This window comes from Thalassomonas sp. RHCl1 (assembly GCF_947387555.1).
GTDB lineage: Bacteria > Pseudomonadota > Gammaproteobacteria > Enterobacterales > Alteromonadaceae > Thalassomonas.
This window is the reverse complement of the sequence record NZ_CANDNZ010000019.1, coordinates 73,146-87,596: the sequence shown is the minus strand read 5'-3', so window position 1 is coordinate 87,596 and position 14,451 is coordinate 73,146. Positions and strand designations below refer to the sequence as shown.

Annotated in this window: 12 protein-coding genes; 7 read left to right on the top strand and 5 right to left on the bottom strand. The window is 48.8% G+C overall.

Translation table 11 applies throughout. The features are described from left to right. Nucleotides 1-8 precede the first annotated feature (8 nt). Nucleotides 9-992, top strand: coding sequence for an ornithine cyclodeaminase family protein (locus tag QL234_RS29225; protein WP_281561266.1), 984 nt, complete (start codon nt 9-11; stop codon nt 990-992). Between the two features lie 27 nt (nt 993-1,019). On the opposite strand, the gene QL234_RS29220 is transcribed toward QL234_RS29225, so the two are convergent. Then, nucleotides 1,020-1,964, bottom strand: a complete 945-nt coding sequence (locus tag QL234_RS29220; RefSeq protein ID WP_281561265.1) for a collagenase — start codon at nt 1,962-1,964, stop codon at nt 1,020-1,022. Further along, nucleotides 1,964-3,217, bottom strand: coding sequence for a Xaa-Pro peptidase family protein (locus QL234_RS29215; protein ID WP_281561264.1), 1,254 nt, complete (start codon nt 3,215-3,217; stop codon nt 1,964-1,966). The genes QL234_RS29220 and QL234_RS29215 overlap by 1 nt, the downstream gene beginning before the upstream one ends. A gap of 184 nt (nt 3,218-3,401) precedes the next feature. Here QL234_RS29215 and QL234_RS29210 point away from each other — a divergent pair, with 184 nt between their 5' ends. Next, nucleotides 3,402-3,836 (top strand): hypothetical protein, encoded by a 435-nt coding sequence (locus tag QL234_RS29210; RefSeq protein ID WP_281561263.1) that lies wholly within the window; start codon nt 3,402-3,404, stop codon nt 3,834-3,836. A 114-nt stretch (nt 3,837-3,950) separates the two neighbouring features. On the opposite strand, the gene QL234_RS29205 is transcribed toward QL234_RS29210, so the two are convergent. Together QL234_RS29205 and QL234_RS29200 are read right to left on the bottom strand one after the other, a co-directional pair. Further along, nucleotides 3,951-6,083 (bottom strand): S9 family peptidase, encoded by a 2,133-nt coding sequence (locus QL234_RS29205; RefSeq protein WP_281561262.1) that lies wholly within the window; start codon nt 6,081-6,083, stop codon nt 3,951-3,953. A 137-nt stretch (nt 6,084-6,220) separates the two neighbouring features. Continuing rightward, nucleotides 6,221-7,750, bottom strand: a complete 1,530-nt coding sequence (locus QL234_RS29200; RefSeq protein ID WP_281561261.1) for a fumarate hydratase — start codon at nt 7,748-7,750, stop codon at nt 6,221-6,223. A 196-nt stretch (nt 7,751-7,946) separates the two neighbouring features. On the opposite strand from QL234_RS29200, the gene pabB reads away from it, so the two are divergent. From pabB to QL234_RS29180, 4 genes are all read left to right on the top strand, one after another. Beyond that, a complete protein-coding gene (gene pabB / locus QL234_RS29195) occupies nt 7,947-9,374 on the top strand; it encodes an aminodeoxychorismate synthase component I (protein ID WP_348650743.1) in 1,428 nt (475 codons plus the stop codon). A gap of 89 nt (nt 9,375-9,463) precedes the next feature. After that, nucleotides 9,464-10,033, top strand: coding sequence for a CoA pyrophosphatase (locus QL234_RS29190; protein ID WP_281561260.1), 570 nt, complete (start codon nt 9,464-9,466; stop codon nt 10,031-10,033). A 232-nt stretch (nt 10,034-10,265) separates the two neighbouring features. Then, nucleotides 10,266-10,592 carry a metalloregulator ArsR/SmtB family transcription factor gene (locus tag QL234_RS29185; protein ID WP_281561259.1) on the top strand — a complete coding sequence of 109 codons (327 nt, stop codon included), beginning with the start codon at nt 10,266-10,268 and terminating at the stop codon, nt 10,590-10,592. A gap of 214 nt (nt 10,593-10,806) precedes the next feature. After that, complete coding sequence (locus tag QL234_RS29180) at nt 10,807-12,183, top strand: L-serine ammonia-lyase (RefSeq protein WP_281561258.1); 1,377 nt, start codon at nt 10,807-10,809, stop codon at nt 12,181-12,183. A gap of 205 nt (nt 12,184-12,388) precedes the next feature. On the opposite strand, the gene cysB is transcribed toward QL234_RS29180, so the two are convergent. After that, nucleotides 12,389-13,363: an HTH-type transcriptional regulator CysB gene (cysB, locus tag QL234_RS29175; protein WP_044833667.1), complete on the bottom strand. Its 975-nt coding sequence runs from the start codon at nt 13,361-13,363 to the stop codon at nt 12,389-12,391. A 262-nt stretch (nt 13,364-13,625) separates the two neighbouring features. On the opposite strand from cysB, the gene QL234_RS29170 reads away from it, so the two are divergent. Next, nucleotides 13,626-14,393, top strand: coding sequence for a hypothetical protein (locus QL234_RS29170; RefSeq protein WP_281561257.1), 768 nt, complete (start codon nt 13,626-13,628; stop codon nt 14,391-14,393). Nucleotides 14,394-14,451 lie beyond the last annotated feature (58 nt).

Here is a 14,451-nt window from a genome sequence, read left to right as displayed (position 1 = left end):
AGTAACAAATGAAGATTATCAGCGCAGAGCAAGTAGAACGACATTTAAACTTTAACGCTTTAATAAAAGAGCTTAAACAAGGTTTTAGCCGCTCTTTTATTATGCCGCAGCGCCAGACTTATGCCTTGGGAACAAATACCTTAGCTCCTGAAGGCAATAACTGTCGTGACGGCCTTGCCCTGTTACCGACGTGGAATGATGAGGTAATAGCCGCGAAAGTCTTCACCTATTTTCCGGACAACGAAAAAAACCATCAACTGCCGAGCCTGTTTTCCAAGATTTTGCTGTTCAGCAGGCAAAGCGGTGAACCCCTGGCGCTCCTTGACGGCACCAGCATCACCTACTGGCGCACCGCAGCGGTATCGGCACTGGCCAGCAGCTTGTTGTCCCGGGAAAACAGCCGACACCTGCTGTTATTTGGCACCGGCCAACTGGCCCCTTATTTACTGCATGCCCATTTAAGCGTGCGTGAACTAGACCGGGTGACCCTGTGGGGGCGGAGTACGACTAAGGTACAGGCCCTGCTTAAGCAATTCAGCGCCCTTTACCCGGAAGTTGATTTTCACGCCAGTGCTAAACTTGAACATGAAATCCCGACCGCCGATATCATTTGCTGCGCCACCGGCGCGAAAACCCCGCTGTTTAACGGCAAATGGCTGACGCCGGGCACTCATATCGATTGCCTGGGCAACCACTTAAAAGATGCCCGGGAGTGCGACAGCACGACCGTCAGCCGGGCCAGGGTATATGTTGACAGCTTAAGCAACTGTTTGGCTGAGGCGGGAGAATTGCTTATCCCCATTGCACAGGGAAATTTCAAGACAGAAGAAATTATCGGCGAACTTGCCGATATCTGTAGCCGTCAGGAAATATTGAGACAGACAGAAGAGGAAATCACCTTATTCAAATCCGTGGGCACGGCATTAAGCGACCTGCTTTGCGCCAACCTGGTTTATCAAAAGGTTAAAAAGGATGCGGGCAAACACAACTAAACTCTGTGTTCGCCCGCCAGGGAAAACTTAATTAATTGCCACTTGCTCGAGCCAGTTAAACCACTGCTGATCCAGGGACGTCGACCAGGAGCGTAATAAGGCCTGATACCCCTGCCAGTCCCCTTTGCGGGTAAAAGCCAGGGTTTGCTCGACCTTATCCCTGTGGTGCTCCATCATAAAACGCACCGCCAGGTAACCCCATTGATAGACACGCTCACTGCCGCTGTTGCTGTTGTAACTGGTATTAAATAACTCACTTAGCGGATACTGCTTGCTTGTTGCCAGTTGTTGCGCTTTCGGGTAATGATCCCCTTTGGCAATATACTCGGCAATGCCTTCGGACCACCAGACACCGTGCGGGTAATCCAGGTTAGGCTCAGGGCAAAACTCGGGGCCGGAATGATCATCGTGCAAGCCGTTACAAAAATCGCCATAACGGTTAAAACGGCTGTCGAGATAATGCACATATTCATGCTCGAGGTTCCACAAACCGCCGTTTTTTTCATAAGCAACAAATTCGGCATGGTTGTCCCTATCCTGCGGCAAACCTTCCAGATACATGCCGCCGTTATCCGTGGGCATATTAAAATGGGCGGTGGCATATTTCACATACTCGTCACGGGTATGATAAAAATTGGCCCTTAAGCTGTGGTTATAATCATCCGCCACCGGCTTACCCCGGGTGTTGAACAGCTGGTGGAATTTATTTTCCCGGATGATCAGCTCTTTACAGGCATTATCGACTGCCTGCTGCGTTAAAGCCTGGGAGCGTATGGTAATAGTAGCGTTGCAGTCAAATACCTGCGTCAGCACCTCATCGACTTTCGCTAACTTAACCGGCGCTGCTTTTTCAGCAGCCGGCTCGCCAGCTTTACTCGTCTGGCTGTGCTGTTGCGTGTTCAGGCAAGCCGTTAATAAGGCGCCGGTCGCGAGAACAAAAATTCCCCGGCCGGCATTAGCGAATGGCTTCATCAGACTTGCTCCCCACGCTCATCACCACTTTCATAACCAAAAGGATCATCAATACTATAGGCCGGCCGGGTAAACCACTTAGGTCCCTGCTCCGTCATATAAAAATGATCTTCCAAGCGCACGCCAAATTCGCCATAAATACAAATCATAGGCTCGTTGGAAAAGCACATACCGGCACTAAGCAGGGTTTTATCGCCGCGCACCAGGTAGGGGCCCTCATGGATATCCAGGCCGATGCCGTGGCCGGTACGGTGCGGTAAACCCGGCACCTGATAATCCGGCCCATAGCCCTGAGTTTCCAGATATTGCCGGGCACCGATATCTGCACTTTCGCAGGCAAACCCGATTTTGGCTGCGGCAAAGGCCGCCGCCTGGGCTTCTTTTTCATGTTGCCATACCAAACGCTGACGTTCACTGGCCTGGCCAAAAACATAACTGCGGGTAATATCTGAATTGTAACCATGCAGCAAACAGCCGGTATCTATCAACACCATGTCGTTTTCTTCGAGTACTTTCGGCGTTTTAACACCATGGGGATAGGCGGTATCACCACCGAACAGCACAATACAAAACGACGAGCCTTTTACCGCCCCGACTTTTCTGTGGGCCTGATAAATAAAACGGCTGACTTCATCTGTGGTGATACCGGGTCTTAATATCCTCGCCGCCGCCTTTTGTACCGCCAACGTCATATCTTTTGCCCGCTGCAACAGGGCAATTTCCGCCTCGGATTTGATCATGCGACAGGCCGATGTTACCGGCGCGCTGGAGATAAAATCCAGTGCTACGCCTTTATTTTTCGCCGCCTGAACCAGGCCGTCCACCAGGAAAAAGGGACTGGATTCATCGAGTGCCACCCGCCCCTGGCTGATGTCATTATCATAAAGCAGGTCCAGCAATAACTCATAGGGGGATTCATGCTCATGCCAGGGAGCCGAAGGGGCCTTGACCTGCATAAAACCGTCCAGGGTGCTTTGCTCAAACCAGGGAGCAATATAGACTAAATCGCCACGAGCCGGTAACAACGCTCCCACCATGCGCTCGGAAACAGACCACAAAGTGCCGGTAAAATAGGCAAGGTTAGTGCCGGCATTAATATACAAAGCGGCAATATCCTGTTCACGCATAAGTTGCTGCGCCCTGGCAATACGCTGTTGATATTCCGCCAGGGAAATTTCGGCGCTATCCCCGGTCATGTCCGATAATTTGCTTAATTCCAGCTCAGGTGTTGAGCCGCCTATACCCACTGCCATCTTAGTTACCTTTTACTATTTAGTTTTAATATTCAAATCAACATTGTATACAATATAAAATAAAACTTAAGGAAACAAGCAAATTATCTGATCATTTATCTGGTGGTAAGTATTGAAAGCGGTTTCCGGCTCGCTTAATATGCCGGTGCAAATTTGCAATTAAATTTATACACAGAGGTAAAAAATGTATTCAAGGAACGAACGCCATGCTGCTTTTGCAGTGATCAGCTCCTTTATTCTTGATCTTGCCGACAAGGCATTCCCCGAAGCTTGCATCATCGATGAAGCAGGCTTACTAAAAAAATCCAGCAATAACGGCGCCCACTTTTTCTTTAACGCCTACAATAAATTGATCGATCCCACCATCAGTTGGTTGGCAGACGAAGGTTATATCCGGGTCAGTAAATCCGCCGATGGCTGGGGTATCACCTTAACCAAATTCGGCGCAGCCTCGGTAAACCTGGAGTTTGAAAAAACCGGCGGTTACCTGTGCAACTTCATTACCGAAGATAATGGCAAGTATTTCACCGCCAATGAAGATATGTACGGACCCGCTTCGAAAAAGGTGATGCTCAAAGGGCCTGCCGTCGACTTTATTCCACAAGGCTGGCTTGGCTAGCGAGCATTTTCTTTGTTGATATCATGAGCAAAGGCTGAGTAGCTGGCTCCAAAAAAAACGGCAGTTAAACTGCCGTTTTTTTCTCTTTAGCCTTCCATAACCGCTATCGCTTGACTACTTCCCGGCTAAGGTATTTTTATCCGCATTATCAGCACTGACAGCTGCACTATCGGCATTAGCATCGCCGGTATAGCGCGCCAACCAATTGAACACTTCCTGATACCAAACAATCAGGTTATCCGGATTGCGGATATGATGATCTTCGCCCGGGAATACCACTAAACGGCTGTCGATACCTTTACGCTGCAAAGTGGTAAAAGCACCGAGACTTTGCGCATACGGCACACGGTAATCCAACTCCCCCTGGATCACCAGGGTCGGGGTTTGCCAGTTGTTGACAAAAGCCGCCGGGTTAAATTTGTTATAATCTTCACTGCCCTGCCACAGCGGACCGCCCATATCATGCTCCGGGAACCACAACTCTTCGGTACTGGTATAGAAGCTTGGCATATCAAATAAACCGGCATGATTGATCAGACATTTAAAGCGATCCGGCCAGTTACCGGCGATCCAGTTCATCATGTAACCGCCATAGGAAGCCCCTAAAGCACAGGCATTGTCGCCGTCTAACCATTTCTGGCTTTCCGTGATATAGGCTAAACCTTTTTGCAGGTCTTCCAGCGGTTTACCGCCCCAGTCACGGGCGATGGAGTCGGTAAAGGCCTGGCCGTAACCGGTAGAGCCGTGAAAGTCCACCATCACTACGCCATAGCCTTGCGCCGCCCATAACTGGGCGTTCCAGCGGTAATGGAACATGTTACCGAAGCTGCCCTGCGGGCCGCCGTGTACCAGATAAGCGATGGGGTATTTTTTCCCCTGCTCAAAGTTTGCCGGTTTCATCCAGTAACCGTGCACGGTTTCATTGTTCCAGCCCTTAAAGCTGAACTGCTCGTAATCACCGAATTGGATATCGGCAAGCTTGTCCTTATTGATATCGGTCAGTTGTTTAAAGCCGTAACCGTCGCTGTTGATGGCAAAGACATCTTTCGGGCTGTCCAGGGTATGGCGGGTGAACACGATCAAATCACCGGCAATGGATAAATCCCCCGAGCTGCCGACATTATAAACATTGCGGACATCACCGAACTCCGGATTAATAGCGAAGATACTCTTTTGTCCGACATCCTGCGCGGTCGCGAACAGGCTGCGGCTGTCGTCGCTAAACTTCAGTTCTTTAACGGAGCGATCCCACTGCTTGGCAATGTCTTTAACCTGGCCGGTGACATTGTCCCGTACCCGGATAGAGAATTTGTCGGACTCATAACCCGGCGTGTTCATCGCCTTATAGGCAAGGAAACGGCCGTTAGGAGAAAATACCGGCGCCGCATCCCAGGCTTTATTATCTGCTGTGATATTGGTGAATTTAATCTCGCTATCAGCAACTGAGTTAACGGCAGCTGAGCTCACGCTGGCTAAGTCAAGTTCGAACAAGTCAAAATTCGTGGTCCAGGCATTGTCTTTCGCCGGCTGTTTCGCAGAAAAAACCAGGGTTTTACCTTGCGGATGGAAACTGACTTCACCAATGCCGGCAATATCACCCTGCCAGTCAGGCATAATATCCGTGGCATTTTTGATCAAACCCGACTCTGGCAGGCTGGCAACAAAAAGATGCTCTTTATACTCGTTTAGCCAAGTGTCCCAATGACGCACCATCAGCTGATCATAAGTGCGAACATTATGTTTTTTCTTGCTGTCGGCTTCCCTGGCATCCCGGGTGCATTTAAGCGTCTGACAGCCGGGTTTAACCGTCATGGCAAGGGCGAAGGTCTTTTCATCTTCACTTAAAGTAAAACCATTGATATCCAAGGCTAAATCTGTAATTTGTCTGGCTTCACCACCATTTAACGGCAGCTGCCAAATTTGCGAAGAACCGCTGCGGCCCGATAGAAAATACAGGCTCTGGCCATCGGCAGAAAACACTACATTGTACTCGCCTTGCTGATGGCTGGTGAGCTGCTGCACTTTGCCGGATTTAATATCCTGGCGGTAAAGGTGGTTGTCTTTTGAAACCGTGCCCTTCTTCAGGCCATAAACCAGGGTATTGCCGTCCGGCGACAGTTTAACGTCATGGAGCTGGTTGAGGTTATTCAGGCTTTCTACGGTAAAGATTTCGGCACTGGCACTTGTTGCCAGGCCCGTAGCCAGGCTTATCAAAGATAATCCGGCCAGGGAAGAGAGTTTTTTCATGATTTATTTCTCTAGCGACTTGTTATTAATGTTTGAATGCTAGCGGGGAAAGCGGAAAAATCCGCAGCCCCCCGGTATTTCACATTCCTTGTGATATTCCCCGGCCTCGGGGAATTGGTATCCTTATAGCGAGCAGCTTAAGACTGTAATTTACTGTCCAGCTCTTCTATTTTGGCCTGCCAGATAGCAGGGCCGGTAACATGGGCAGACTCACCCAGGCTGTCAACGGCAACGGTCACCGGCATATCTTCCACTTCAAACTCGTAAATGGCTTCCATTCCCAAGTCTTCAAAAGCAACCACTTTCGCTTTTTTCACCGCTTTAGAAACCAGGTAAGCCGCACCGCCTACCGCCATCAGATAAACCGATTTATGGTTTTTAATGCTCTCAACCGTGGCAGGACCGCGCTCGGCTTTACCGATCGTGCCTAACAGGCCGGTTTCCGCCAGCATCATCTCGGTAAATTTATCCATACGGGTGGCCGTAGTAGGACCTGCAGGGCCTACCGCTTCATCACCTACAGCATCTACCGGTCCGACGTAATAGATAAACTTATTGGTAAAATCAACCCCTTCTGGCAAACCTTCACCGGATGCAAGCAATTGCTGGATACGCTTATGGGCAGCGTCACGGCCGGTTAAAATCTTACCGCTAAGCAATACGGTTTCACCGGTTTTCCAGTTGGCAACATCGGCCTTGGTCAGCTCATCGGCATTGACCCGGCGGACATTTTCACCCACCTCCCAGGTGATTTCCGGCCACTCTTCCAGTTTCGGCGGCGTTAAATCCGCAGGTCCCGAACCGTCAAGGTGGAAATGCACATGACGGGTCGCAGCGCAGTTGGGGATCATCACTACAGGCTTGGAAGCGGCATGGGTAGGTACGCTGTTGATTTTAACATCGACCACAGTTGTTAGACCGCCAAGACCCTGGGCACCAATACCAAGTTTATTAACCCGCTCGAAAATTTCCAGACGTAACTCTTCTTCGGCATTTTCCGGGCCGCGGGCGATCAGTTCCTGGATATCCACAGGATCCATCAGGCTTTCTTTGGCCAGCACCCCGGCTTTTTCCGCGGTACCGCCAATACCTATGCCTATCATGCCCGGCGGACACCAGCCGGCACCCATGGTCGGCAGGGTTTTCACCACCCAGTCCGCCACAGAATCACTCGGGTTTAACATTACCATCTTAGTTTTGTTTTCACTGCCGCCGCCTTTGGCTGCGATCATCACTTCAACCTGATCCCCTGCCACCATATCGATATGTACCACAGACGGGGTATTGTCTTTGGTGTTTTTACGCGCACCGGCAGGGTCGGCGACAATAGAAGCCCGCAGCGGGTTGTCCGGATTGAGATAGGCGCGGCGGGTGCCTTCATCGACCATTTGCTGCACTGTCATATCGGTTTTATCCCACTTAACATCCATACCGATTTTCACGAAACAGGTCACAATACCGGTATCCTGACAAATAGGACGTTTACCCATGGCAGACATGCGGGAGTTAATCAGGATTTGCGCGATGGCATCTTTCGCCGCCTGACTTTCTTCTTTGTTATAGGCCTGCTCCAGCGCCTGGATAAAGTCAATCGGGTGATAATAGGATATGTATTGCAAAGCATCGGCAACACTGTCAATTAAATCTTGCTGTTTAATGATAGCCATCTCTGTCTCTTTAAATCTCAAGTTAATAAGGCTGATCGCCGCAAGCATTGCGGCAAAGATCAATCAATAGTTGAAAGTTACAAATTTGCCGATATGATACCCTGCTTGTTCATGTGCTGCCAGTATCTTATCTCAAGACACGGCGGTTACTTGCCATAAATCATTATTTAGCTAAAGTTGATATCACCAAACGCCTGTGAAAAATAAAACCGATCATCGCCCTGCCAGCCAAATCACCACTAAAGTACTGGCATTAAACGACAATATTACGCCACTGGCATTTTTCACGCCCCTGTCCCATCAGCCCTGGGCTATCTGGCTGGATTCCTGCGACAGCGGCCATATAGACAGCCGTTACGATATTATCGTCTGGCAACCTGCGGTGACCCTGGAAACTTTTGCCGATATCACCAGGATTCATGACCGGGAAACGAATCGGCACCAGCAAAGCACAGAGGATCCCCTGAGCTTAGTTAAAAAACTTCAGGCGCAAGTTTTTAAAGGCAGTTCCTTAGAAATCAATGAACTGCCTTTTAACGGCGGCGCTATGGGCTATTTTTCCTATGATTTAGGCCGACGCTTTGAAAAGCTGCCACAAAGCGCCGAGCAGGATATAACACTCCCGGAAATGGCAGTAGGTATTTATCAGCAGGCGGTGATTTTTGATAATAAAAGCAGGCGCTATTTTTTAATGTGCCCCGAGCATAAACGCTTAGAAATAGAACAGCAGCTACAGGACGGGCTAAACGGCAAAGCAGCATTATCATCTTCGTCCTTTTCCCTGTCCTCTAACTGGCACTCAAATATGAGCAGGGCCAGTTACGGAGAAAAATTTAACCGGGTGCAAGACTACCTGCGCTCGGGTGATTGCTATCAAATCAACCTGGCACAAAGGTTTTCCGCCCGCTATCAGGGGGATGAATTTGCCGCTTACCGGGCGCTGAGGCAAAAAAATCAGGCCCCCTTTTCAGCGTTTATGCGCTTTGAAAACAGCGCGGTATTAAGTATCTCTCCCGAGCGCTTTATACGCCTGGAACAAGGCAAGGTACAAAGTAAACCCATCAAAGGCACACGACCGCGCAGCACTGATCCGCAAACAGATCAAGCCAACGCTACTGCCTTAAAGAGTGCCAGCAAAGACAGGGCAGAAAACCTGATGATAGTGGATTTACTCAGGAATGATATCAGCAAAACCTGCCTGCCGGGCTCGGTTAAAGTGCCGAAACTGTTTGATATCGAAAGCTTTCCTGCGGTGCACCATTTAGTCAGTACGGTAGAAGGAGAAATCGCCCCCGGCTTTGACGGCACCGACCTGCTGCGCGGCGCCTTTCCCGGCGGGTCTATCACCGGCGCACCGAAAATCCGCGCCATGGAGATCATCGAAGAATTAGAACCCCACAGGCGCAGCGTCTACTGCGGGTCAATCGGTTATCTGAGTGCCTGCGGCAATATGGATACCAGCATCACCATACGCACCTTGGTTTGTCACAAGAGCGCACAGGAAAAGACCATACATTGTTGGGCTGGCGGTGGTGTCGTTGCCGATTCCAAGGTAGACTGTGAATATCAGGAGACCTTTGACAAGGTCGAAAAAATATTGCCGGTATTGTCTGAACTGACATAAAGCAAGGCCGATTGCTTAATATAGTGCGAATACAGACTTTACCGAAATAAAGATCATCTTCAGCGAAAGGACTGTAAACAGAAGTATTCATGAATAAAAGCGAGTTCTTACAAAGATTTCAATTTCAGCGCCTGATGGCATCAAATAATACTTCCTGGCCCCATGGAAAATTAAAGGCGGCAGCGGTATTAGTGCCTCTGGTAGAAAAGCGTAATGCTTTAGATGTCTTGCTCACCAAGAGAGCCAGCCACTTAAAACACCACGGCGGCCAAATCAGCTTTCCCGGCGGTAAGGCCGAACCGGAAGATGAGAGTTTAATTGCCACCGCAGTACGTGAAGCCGAAGAAGAAATCGGCCTGAGCCCGGACAATGTCGAAATTATCGGCCAGCTCAATCCCTATCGCACCATTTCCGGTTATATCGTTACCCCGGTGATCGGTTTTGTGCCCGCAAACCTGAATTACCAGGCTGATGATAATGAAGTGGCTGAAATTTTCCAGGTACCCCTGCAGCATTTTTTAAACAGCCACAACCATCAAACCCTGCAGGCGATGCTGCATGGCCAACAACACCAGGTGCATTTTATGCCCTACCAACACTACAATATCTGGGGAGCAACCGCTGCAATGTTAAAAGATCTTGCTGAGCATCTGGTATAAAGGATGTGGTTGGGAAAATCTCCCTGCCAAGTCTGAAGCAGCTAGCGCAACCTCAGCAAACCATGGCAAGTTCCTTGGTAGTCAATCAAGCAGTCAAGAGACATCCCGTGAGGGGAATTGGCCGGTATTGATAACAGCCCATCAGCTTTTATCGTTAACATACTTCTGGTAATATCGAATTATTACATTGATAAAAGCCAGCGGCAATCAAAACCATACTAAAGGTAAAGACATGGAAATAGAAACTACCGCCAAGATATTTAAGGAGCTGGGACACCCAACCCGGCTGAAAATTTTTAAACGCCTGGTAAAAGCCGGCTTTGAAGGCCTGCCGGTGGGTTCACTGCAGGAAGAACTCACTATTCCGGGCTCGACCCTGTCCCATCATATTTCCAACCTCGCCTCCGCCGGCTTAATCCAACAAAGACGGGAAGGACGCACTCTCTATTGTGTCGTGGAATATGCCCGGCTACTTGCCGTGATCAGTTTTTTACAGGATGAGTGTTGTATCGATATGCCCGCCAGCTTACAAGATAACCAACAAAACAACGAAAAATAACCCTTCTGGCGCATCACTCCCCACCTCAGCCGTTATTTTTCAGTGCCACAGCGACAATACCCGGCATTGGCTTTTAGAAGTAAAAGCCAATTGCCTTTATCCATTCTATAATTAGCCTATAAATTTTGTTTTCCATAATGAAGACTTTCAGTTAACATTACCGAAGATAATTTCAATTTTATGCGATTGAAGCAAAATTAATTCAGGTTTATTCATGATTAGTGTATTTGATATGTTTTCCATCGGCATAGGTCCGTCCTCTTCCCATACGGTCGGTCCGATGCGTGCGGCAAAAAAGTTTATCGATGATCTGGCCGAACAGCAGCAGTTAACGGCGGTCGATCGTGTCAAATGTGAGCTCTTTGGCTCCCTCGGCCAAACAGGCATTGGCCACGGCACCGGCAAAGCGGTGATCCTCGGCTTATGCGGGGAAACCCCGGAAGATATCCCGGTAGAGTCGATTGAAACCTTGCTCGAGGATGTGGTCAGCAGCGAAACCATTGAACTTGACGGCAAACACAGGGTAAATTTCCCCAAAGGGGATGCCATCATCTATCACAGGCGTAAAACCCTGCCGGCCCATGCCAATGCCATGACTTTATTCGCCTACCGGGGAGACGAGCTGTTATTGGAGCAGACGTATTATTCCATCGGCGGCGGCTTTATTGTCCAGGATTGTGATTTTGAAAAAGAAAAAGACAAGGCATTGTCCCTGCACGACAATATCAACCGTCCCCACAGGTTCAGCAGCGCCGACGAATTGATCAAACTCGCCACCGACAAAGGTTTAAGCATCAGCACTATCATGCTTGATAACGAGAAGTGCTTAAACGATGAAGACACCATACGGACAAAACTTATCGGCATCTGGCAGGCAATGCGCGACAGTGTTGACCGCGGTATCCGCACCGAAGGCATCTTACCCGGCGGCTTAAAAGTGATGCGCCGGGCCCCCGCCCTGCACCGCTCCTTGTGTGTCGAACAAAACAACGATCCGCTAACCGCCATGGACTGGGTGAATTTATTTGCCCTGGCGGTTAATGAAGAAAACGCCGCCGGCAGCCGGGTAGTCACCGCGCCAACCAACGGCGCCGCCGGCATCATTCCCGCGGTATTATGTTATTACGATAAATTTATTAAGCCGGTAACCGATGAAGATTGCATCCGCTACCTGTTAACGGCCGCCGCCATCGGTATCCTCTATAAAACCAACGCCTCTATCTCCGGCGCCGAAGTCGGCTGCCAGGGCGAAGTGGGCGTCGCCTGCTCTATGGCGGCCGGTGCCTTAACCGAGATCATGGGGGGCAGCCCCAAACAGGTAGAAAATGCCGCAGAAATCGGTATGGAGCACAATTTAGGCCTCACCTGTGATCCCGTCGGCGGCTTGGTACAAGTACCCTGTATTGAGCGTAATGCCATGGGCTCGGTTAAAGCCATTAACGCCTCACGTTTGGCGCTCAGAGGCACAGGCACGCAAAAAGTCTCCCTGGACAAGGTCATCAAGACCATGTGGGATACCGGCAATGATATGAAGAGTAAATATAAAGAAACTTCCCGCGGCGGTTTGGCGGTTAATATTATCGAATGTTAATGTCTTTGACTTAGCGAAAAAAAGGGGCTACATGCCCCTTTGTTTTATCTGTTAATAAATTGGTTTAGCGCACCGGCAGTTCAACATCCGCCAGCAACTCTTCAATTTCATGATTACTTTTAAGCAACATGGCCCGTGTCACCAGGTCCCGGGTGAAGAAATGAGGGACAAAACGCCTCTGAGTTTTTCTATAAACAAATTATTGCTAACGCACCGGCAGTTCAACATCCGCTAGCAGTTCTTCAATCTCATGATTACTTTTAAGCAGCATGGCCCGTGTCACCAGGTCCCGGGTGAGATGGGGAGCAAAGCGCTCAATGAAATCAAACATATAACCACGCAGGAAAGTGCCGCGGCGAAAGCCTATTTTGGTGGTGCTGGCCTTAAATAAATGACTGGCATCCAGGGTGACCAGATCGCTGTCAATGTCCGGCTCCATCGCCATAGAGGCAATCACCCCAATGCCCACGCCTAAACGGACATAGGTTTTAATGACATCGGCATCGGTAGCGGTAAAGGCGATTTTCGGCTCTACCCCGGCATCACTAAAGGCGGTATCAAGCTCAGAGCGGCCGGTAAAACCAAAAACATAGGTTACCAGGGAATACTGGGCAATATCTTCTATGGTCAGCGTTTTTTTCTTCGCCAGCGGATGATCCGGGCGCACGATAATGCTGCGGTTCCAGTGATAACAGGGCAGCATCACCAGATCGTTATACAAGTGCAAAGACTCAGTGGCAATGGCAAAGTCCGCTTCCCCTTTGGCCGCCGCATCGCTGATTTGTGCCGGGGTGCCTTGGTACATATGTAAAGACACTTTGGAATATTTCTTAATAAACCCCTGGATCACTGAGGGTAAGGCATAACGGGCCTGGGTGTGGGTAGTCGCGATCCTTAATTTCCCCTCATCCGGCTGGGTATGCTCACGGGCAACCGCTTTGATCCCTTCCACCTTAGACAAAATCTGGGTGGCAATGTTGATTACTTCCTGCCCTGCCGGGGTGACATGGGTCAGGTGTTTGCCGCTACGGCCGAAGATCTGAATGCCCAATTCGTCTTCAAGCATTCTCACCTGTTTACTGATGCCGGGCTGAGAGGTATATAAATGCTCGGCGGTCGCGGAAACATTTAAGTTATTATTCTGGACTTCGACAATATAGCGGAGCTGTTGCAACTTCATAATTTTGGTTCAGAGGATCTGCTTATTCGAAAAATATATACTTAATTAAAAATTTATTCCATATTATTTTTAATGTTTCTGAATAATTTATTTCACCGAATAAAATATATTCCTTAATAACTAATAGAGATATTAACTAAATAGAGGTAATATAAATCTAACAAGTCGTTAAATATATATAAAAAGCGTACTAGACTATGATAAATATCACTATTTTTATAGGCTGCGTTATTTTGTCTTTTTATAAACATGAGTATTCAATATGATCGCTATTATCATTGGCTTAATTATTGCGTTGGTCATCATTGTTGTGGTGGTTAATGGCATCCAGCAACACAAAGAAAAAGTAGAAGCTGAAAAACGGGTGCGCATCTCCAAGCAAAAAGCCATTATCGATGAAACCGAAGAGCTGATTTTAAACGTCACTAACCTGCCGCCGAACCCCGGAATAAACAACATTCTCAACCGTAGAATGTTAAACGCCGCCAAAGAAATGCTGCGCTTGAGTCCGGAGTCAAAAAACGTCGGCCGGCGCATACAAGAAATTGAAGCCCGTATCTCAGCCTCCGAGGACCTGGCCACGGCGCAAACCGGTGAAGAAGCCTTTATCCTGCCGGATAACGAGCAACAGTTGATCGCAATATTGCAATGCATTAAAAAATTACGCGCGGTATTAAAATCTGAGCAGTCTAAAGGCGCCCTCGATGCCCAGACATTTACCAGAGAAGATCAACGCCTCAATACCATGCAATTGAAAATTAATATCGAAAGTTTATTAAAAAGAGGCGACTCGGCATATACCAAGGAAATGGTGGGCTCGGCCAGACAATATTACGAGAAAGCCTTGCAAACCCTGAGCGATCATCCGGTCAAAAATGACTATGTCATCACCAAGCAGGAAGAAATTGCCCAGAAACTGGACAATATCGCTGCCGAGCTCAGAAACAGCAATGCCCAGGCCAGGGAGAAAAAAGCGAAGGAAGACGAGGACGAGTTGGATATGCTGTTCCAGCCGAAAAAGAAATGGTGATACCGGCACGATAGTATTGTTATCGCCCCTCCAATAGCTCCTGAATATAAAATTCCTG

Excerpts from the sequence above, each read along its gene's own strand:
- QL234_RS29180 (WP_281561258.1), top strand. The coding sequence starts at position 10,807 with ATGATTAGTGTATTTGATATGTTTTCCATCGGCATAGGTCCGTCCTCT.
- QL234_RS29220 (WP_281561265.1), bottom strand. The coding sequence starts at position 1,964 with ATGAAGCCATTCGCTAATGCCGGCCGGGGAATTTTTGTTCTCGCGACC.
- QL234_RS29210 (WP_281561263.1), top strand. The coding sequence starts at position 3,402 with ATGTATTCAAGGAACGAACGCCATGCTGCTTTTGCAGTGATCAGCTCC.
- QL234_RS29225 (WP_281561266.1), top strand. The coding sequence starts at position 9 with ATGAAGATTATCAGCGCAGAGCAAGTAGAACGACATTTAAACTTTAAC.
- QL234_RS29185 (WP_281561259.1), top strand. The coding sequence starts at position 10,266 with ATGGAAATAGAAACTACCGCCAAGATATTTAAGGAGCTGGGACACCCA.
- QL234_RS29215 (WP_281561264.1), bottom strand. The coding sequence starts at position 3,217 with ATGGCAGTGGGTATAGGCGGCTCAACACCTGAGCTGGAATTAAGCAAA.
- QL234_RS29200 (WP_281561261.1), bottom strand. The coding sequence starts at position 7,750 with ATGGCTATCATTAAACAGCAAGATTTAATTGACAGTGTTGCCGATGCT.
- QL234_RS29205 (WP_281561262.1), bottom strand. The coding sequence starts at position 6,083 with ATGAAAAAACTCTCTTCCCTGGCCGGATTATCTTTGATAAGCCTGGCT.
- cysB (WP_044833667.1), bottom strand. The coding sequence starts at position 13,363 with ATGAAGTTGCAACAGCTCCGCTATATTGTCGAAGTCCAGAATAATAAC.
- QL234_RS29190 (WP_281561260.1), top strand. The coding sequence starts at position 9,464 with ATGAATAAAAGCGAGTTCTTACAAAGATTTCAATTTCAGCGCCTGATG.
- QL234_RS29170 (WP_281561257.1), top strand. The coding sequence starts at position 13,626 with ATGATCGCTATTATCATTGGCTTAATTATTGCGTTGGTCATCATTGTT.